The organism is Candidatus Glassbacteria bacterium, from assembly GCA_019456185.1.
Lineage (GTDB): Bacteria > Gemmatimonadota > Glassbacteria > GWA2-58-10 > GWA2-58-10 > JAJRTS01.
The window spans coordinates 1-6,078 of the sequence record VRUH01000101.1 but is presented as its reverse complement, the minus strand read 5'-3'; the positions used below and the strand labels follow the sequence as shown (position 1 = coordinate 6,078).

General features: G+C 60.5%; 7 protein-coding genes. 6 read left to right on the top strand and 1 reads right to left on the bottom strand.

What is annotated here, in order from left to right; all coding sequences use genetic code 11:
• Positions 1-267: 267 nt before the first annotated feature.
• Positions 268-975 carry a helix-turn-helix transcriptional regulator gene (locus tag FVQ81_17945; protein ID MBW7998414.1) on the bottom strand — a complete coding sequence of 236 codons (708 nt, stop codon included), beginning with the start codon at positions 973-975 and terminating at the stop codon, positions 268-270.
• Positions 976-1,135: 160 nt separating this feature from the next.
• Here FVQ81_17945 and FVQ81_17940 point away from each other — a divergent pair, with 160 nt between their 5' ends.
• From FVQ81_17940 to FVQ81_17915, 6 genes are all read left to right on the top strand, one after another.
• Positions 1,136-1,456, top strand: coding sequence for a nucleotide excision repair protein (locus FVQ81_17940; protein MBW7998413.1), 321 nt, complete (start codon positions 1,136-1,138; stop codon positions 1,454-1,456).
• A gap of 89 nt (positions 1,457-1,545) precedes the next feature.
• The gene (locus tag FVQ81_17935; GenBank protein ID MBW7998412.1) at positions 1,546-2,004 is read left to right on the top strand and encodes a hypothetical protein; all 459 of its coding nucleotides are present in this window, start codon (positions 1,546-1,548) and stop codon (positions 2,002-2,004) included.
• A complete protein-coding gene (locus FVQ81_17930) occupies positions 2,001-4,049 on the top strand; it encodes a DDE-type integrase/transposase/recombinase (protein MBW7998411.1) in 2,049 nt (682 codons plus the stop codon). Before FVQ81_17935 ends, FVQ81_17930 begins: the two co-directional genes overlap by 4 nt.
• A complete protein-coding gene (locus tag FVQ81_17925; protein MBW7998410.1) occupies positions 3,994-4,869 on the top strand; it encodes an ATP-binding protein in 876 nt (291 codons plus the stop codon). The genes FVQ81_17930 and FVQ81_17925 overlap by 56 nt, the downstream gene beginning before the upstream one ends.
• A complete protein-coding gene (locus FVQ81_17920) occupies positions 4,866-5,474 on the top strand; it encodes a hypothetical protein (protein MBW7998409.1) in 609 nt (202 codons plus the stop codon). The genes FVQ81_17925 and FVQ81_17920 overlap by 4 nt, the downstream gene beginning before the upstream one ends.
• Positions 5,465-5,824, top strand: a complete 360-nt coding sequence (locus tag FVQ81_17915; GenBank protein ID MBW7998408.1) for a helix-turn-helix transcriptional regulator — start codon at positions 5,465-5,467, stop codon at positions 5,822-5,824. The genes FVQ81_17920 and FVQ81_17915 overlap by 10 nt, the downstream gene beginning before the upstream one ends.
• Positions 5,825-6,078: the final 254 nt, after the last annotated feature.

The window sequence follows — 6,078 nt, the reverse complement described above, 5'->3', positions numbered from 1 at the left end:
TTCCAGTGGCGTCTTCCGGTTCCAGATAGGGCACGCGGGCCATGGCAGGGTCTCCCGAAAGGATTTCGACGATAAAGGGACGGGCAAGCCTGCCCGGCCCGACAATCAGCAATACTGTGAATTTACCTGGGGTTTGGCACACGGGGGAGAGGGCAATAATCCGGGAAGAAGCGGGATATACCGGGGTTTGGCGGGACCGGGCCGGAATTTTCACATTTGGCACGGAACGGCGCGAAAGCCCGGAAAAGGGCCGCCATTTGGCACAGGCTAATAGCGCCTGGCGCCCCAGATTACGCGCCCAATCAATGCAAAATCAACGGCCTCATCCAAAGCCAGTAAAATAGACTCGTAGGCAGGGTTATCGGATATGATCTTTATACGCCCGCCTTGGAAGTGTTGAATACGCTTAATCTTGAGGGTGTGATCCTGCCGGATTGCGTAGATTCCATCATCGATGGGCACAGGGGCCGACATATCAACTAAAACCTCATCGCCTGGATAAAATGTAGGGTGCATAGATTCCCCGCGAACTTTCACCATAACCAAGTTATCGGGATTATTGGTAATCGCCCTGATATCACTTTCCCGGAATGGCCTTACGCCAATTATATTTTCGGCGTCCTTTATGGAACCGTCCCCCGCCGACAACTCAATATCCAACTCCGGCACTTCCATAATACCGTGTTCTAAACGGGTCATTGCGTCCCCTGATTTATCCCCCTCCCCGGCCGCAAGCCAAGCGATTGAATAGCCTGCGGCCTTCGCTATTCGGACAACATACTCACGGTCCGGGTCAGATTCTGCATGAAGCCACTTCCGAATGGTACGGTCCTTTACGCCCGTTAAATCGGCGGCCCGAACCACACCTCCTACTTCTTTGATAGCCTGGGACAGCCGTTCCGCGAATTGTTTACGGTTTTCCTTATCCAACAGTAAACTCCGAATCCACAAAGTGTAAACCAGCTCGAAGGCCACAAATCATGCCGGTCCGCAACGAATTCCGGCATGTTCATTCCCGGTTCAAACTGTAAACCGGGAATATAGGCAGGCGCGCACATTTTTCCTCATATTTTCCCTATTTGTTCCGATTCAATTATTTTTGGAATTTTTATTGCCTTGCGTATACGTTTTCGGTATGTATATTCCCATGAACGCAATAGACATAATTCCAAAAGAAAATGAAGAGCGGTGGGCGTGGATCAAATACCAACTCCAACGCCGCAAATCTTCTTTCTCCGCTCTCGCCGCCGAAGCCGGTGTGGGCCGGAATGCGCCCAAGGTCGCCAAGGTGAAGCCGTACCCGAAGATGGAGTTCATCATCGCCTCCAAGTTGGGCTTGGTTCCGGAAGATATTTGGCCGGAGCGATACCCGGACGGCCGGAAAAATAAATATACGCAAAGCAATACCACACCGGGAGACGAGGTGGATACCGGCAAAGTGACTGCGGCTGGTTAGACATATCGTCCTGGCGCATGGAGGGCCGGGAACCTTACCGGGGTGAAGGCGGGATGCCGAAGCCCCGGTTACCTAACCTCCAAGGAAGCATGAGCGCTAAAGAACAAATGCGGTTTGAATTCCCAGCCGGGCCAGAAGCCGCGCCGGGAGCACTCGGGATCGAATCCAAGGTGAGGGAAGCCGTGAATACAGCGATATCCACCAGCGGAAAAAGCCGAGAGGAAATCGCCGGTCTGATGTCCGAGTACACGGGCAGTGAAATCACCCTGTTTATGTTGAACGCATGGACGGCCGAATCGCGGAGATACCACCGATTCCCATTCCAGTTCGCACTCCCTCTGGAAGTCGCCACCGGAAGCTACTTTCTCACCCACCTTCATAACGATTTGAGAGGTTGCCGGACCTTGATCGGGGCCGAGGCTCTGATCGCCGATTTGGGGACGCTCGAACAAATGGAGGTTGAAATCCGAAGCCGAAAGAAAAGCCTGAAGAAGTACCTGCAGGAAAGTGGGAATTTCAAACCGGCGAATTTCGGGGGGGCGAAGTGAATGAGTGGATGAGCGCGGTGGAACTTGCCGGTCTGCCGGGTCTTCCCACATCAAAGGTAGGTGTCTTGAAACGAGCCGAGAAAGAAAACTGGAAATCCCGCCCCCGCAAGGGGCGGGGAGGCGGCCGGGAATACAGCGTCAAGTCCCTTCCCGAGGTCACGTTCAACGCCATCATTACCCGCAAGCTCAATCAATTGGAATTGCCCGGGGTCGTCGAGGCCCCGCCCCCGGCGGTTGTCCAGAAACAGGCCGCCCCGCTAAAGGATTGGCAGAAGGAGCGCATGGATGCGCGGGCGGCCATTCTGCGCCAGGTGGAAGACCTGGCCGCTTGGCTGGGGATCGAGAAGGCCATCAAGGAAGTGGTAAGCCGCGCCAGGGAAGGCGCCCTTCCCGATCACCTGCAGCGCCTGGTTACGGTGGCCAACGCCAAGGGCGGCGGGAGCGGCAAGCGCACCCTATCCTCCCGCACCATCAAGCGCTGGCGGGCGGCCCTGAAGGGAGGGGTGTCGGCCCTGGCCCCCAAGCCCACCGAACGGGCGGCGTTCCCACCCTGGGGGATGGCCCTGCTCAAGGTGCACCGGCAACCGCAAAAGCCGTCTCTGAAAGCCGCCCTGAAAGCATTGTCGGCCTCGGGCGTCTTGGCCGAGGGCGTCAAGGCTCCCACCTATACCCAGGCCCGGGGTTTCCTGGCCCGGTTGGGGGAGGTCTACCAGCGGCGGGGGCGGATGGGGCCACGCGAGTTGAAGTCGATCCGGCCCTTTGTGCGGCGCGATACCTCGGAAATGTCCCCGGGCGATTGCTACTCGGCGGACGGGCACACGTTTGATGCCGAAGTCGCCCACCCCATTCACGGCAAGCCCTTCCGCCCGGAGATCACCCTCGTTATCGACGTCGCTACCCGCAAGGCCGTGGGCTGGTCATGCACCCTGGCCGAATCTGCCCTGGCCACCCTGGATGCTCTCCGCCATGCCTCCGTGCGCGAGGGAATTCCCGCGATTTTCTATGTGGATCGTGGCCCGGGGTATAAAAACGATCTTCTCAAGCATCAGGCTTCCGGGTTGCTGGCCCGGATGGGCACCACCATTACCCACTCCATTCCGTACAACTCCCAGGCCCGGGGTCTGGCCGAGCGCGGCCATCAAACGATTTGGGTGAGGGCCGCCAAGAAGCTCCCCACCTACATGGGGAAGAAGATGGACCCGGAGGCGAAGCAGGTGGCGTTCAAGCGCACCCGCGCCACCGGCGAATGGTTATTGCCTTGGGAAGCGTTCTGCAAGCTGATCGACCGCGAAGTGTGGGAGTACAACAATAATCACCCCCATTCCGGCCTTGCCAAGATCACCGATCCGGAGACCGGGAAGCGCCGCTTTCAATCCCCGCAGGAGGCCTGGGACGGCCATATCGCCCAAGGATGGGCGCCTGCGTTCCCCGAAGACCCGGATTCCCTTTTCCGCCCGCAGGTGGAACGCAAAATCCTGCGCGGCGAAGTGCGCATGTTCGGGGGTATCTACTTCTCGCAAGAACTCGCCGAATACCACGGGTGCGATGCGCTGGTGGGGTACGACGTGTGGGACCCGGCCCGGGTATGGGTGCACGACCTGGAGGGCGCGTTGATCTACACCGCCGAAGCCGGGGCCAACAAAGCCGGGTACTTCCCCAAATCCATGATCGAACAGGCCCGGGACACCCGGACCAAAACCCGCCGCCGCCGCCTGGAAACCAAGCTGGCGGAAGTGGAAGCCGAAGCCGGGAAAGTGGCCGAAACCGAGCCCACGCCGGTCAGCCCGGCCGAGCGGGAAGCCGCCGCCGCGAAGCTGGCCGAACTGGAGACCGCCAGCCCACCGGCCCCGGAATCCGCGCCGGTCAATGAGCTAGCCAATAACAGGCCCGTGTTCTTCTCGGACGCGGACAAGTTCCGCTGGCTGCGGACCAACAAGGCCGAAGTGACCGGGGCTGACCGGGAGTGGGTCGAGGATTACAAGGGGAGCGATGAATACCGGCTGCTGTTCGGGCCGGGGGACGGCGGCACGGAAGCCGCGATGTAGGCGAAAAAAAACCGCCAGGCGTTCGAGCGCCGGGCGGCTTTCCACAACCTTGATTTGGAGGTCGAATTCAATGCGTACCACGGTATTTGCCAAAACGTCAAACGTCGAACGGTTCCTGGCCGGAATCACCGAAGTGGAAAAGCGGGGCGCGGCGGAAGCCTGCCTGATGCTCGTTGAGGGCAAGCCCGGCCTGGGCAAGACGATGGTGGCCCGCTGGTGGGCCGTGCAACAAGGCGCGATCTACCTCCGCGCCAAAACGACCTGGACACCCAACAGGGCCTTGGCGAATCTCATCACCGAATTGGGAGGGAGTCCCTCAAGGTTCAACTCCGATTTATTCAATGACGCCCTCGCTTTGATGGCCCGGGATGAGACGCCCCCGGCCGTGGTGCTGGATGAAGTGGAGCACACGCTCCACGACTCCAAAGTGCTGGAAACCTTCCGGGACCTTTCCGACCTGCTGGAATTTCCTCTGATTCTGATCGGGATGGAGGGCATCGGCCGCCGCCTGGACCGGCACGAACAAATCTCATCGCGCATCGCCCGCCGGGTGAAGTTCGAGCCCGCCACGCCGGAAGACACCGCCCTGTGCGTGAAGGAAAAGGCCGAAGTCGCGATGGCGGAAGACCTGGTGGCCGAACTGCACCGCCTCTCGAAAGGGAAGATTCGTAGCGTCCTCAACGGAATCGCCCTGGTGGAAAACATTGCCCGGCGCAACGGCTGGAAGGAAGTCAAGCTGGCCGACCTGCGGGGCCTTGAACTCATCCACGACTGGCGGGCTATGCGCCCTGGCCTGGTCAATAGAAACGGGAAGAAATGATCCCCCTGGCCGAAAAACTTTTGTATAAACTCCGCCTCGATAGCGAAAAGAGCGTCTCCCTGGAAGACGCGGCCCGGTTTGTCGAGCGGTCCAAATCCCGAGTCTGCCAGTCCCTGTCGGTGCTTGTGCGGCGGGGCCTGGCAGAGAAACCGGACAGGGGCCACTACCGGATCACCAAAGCAGGGATTGAGTGCTTCAAGTCCGGGGGCCGGGTGCGCTCGGGCCTCCATGATGGATCGAAGAGGCGCCCTCGGCGGGGAAGTTTGCGGGAGCGGGTCTGGAAGGCGGCACGGATGGCCCGCAAGTTTTCCGTGACAGACTTGGTTGAGATCGCGGCCCAGGAAAACGAAACGAGCGCCGCGCGCGGGGCGCGCCGCTACCTGCTGGCCCTCGAGCGGGCCGGATACCTGAAGCGCCTCAAGAACGGGCCGCAGGCAGCATCGAACTGGAAGCCGGTATCCCGCTGGGCGCTCCTCCGGGACACCGGGCCGCTCCACCCGCTGCTGATGCGGGACGGCAAAACAGTGCGCGACCGCAACGGCCAGGGCGGGACGGGCAAGCCTGCCCGGCCCGCTATCAAGGGGGAGGACTTCCCATGTGGCTAGAACTGTTGAAGCGCGAGGTGGCGGATACAAGCCAAGCCAGGGCCGCCGCACGGATCGGGTACTCCCCGGCCACGGTCAATCTGATCATGCACGGGAAGTACGAGGGGAACCTGGAGAACGTCGCGGCGAAGGTGCTGGCGGCCCTGGGAACGGTGGAATGCCCGTGGCTGGGGCGGGAAATCCATGCCGCGCGTTGCGCGGCGTACAGCACCCGGCCGGTCCCGTCGAATTCGCCGGAAGAAGTCAAATTTTGGCGGCATTGCCAGCGTTGCGAAGCCTGGCAGCCATCCACCGGCCAGGGCGGGACGGGCAAGCCTGCCCGGCCCGCTATCAAGGGAGAAAAGCCATGAACAGAGCCATGAAGCTTGATTCCGAACGCGGAACGATCCTTGAGATGGGCCTTGTCGCATGGGGCGGAGAAGCCTGGCGGCGCATCTGGTACCGCCACCGGTTGAAAACCCAAATCCGCTACCTGACCGAACAGGCTGTGGACTGGATCAAGCGCGGGGTGCGGTGGTGAACGAGAAACCAATTCAGCATACCATCCCGGCCTGCGATGTGACGTCCGCCAATTTCCTGGCGTTGCCAAAGTCTGGCGCCTGGA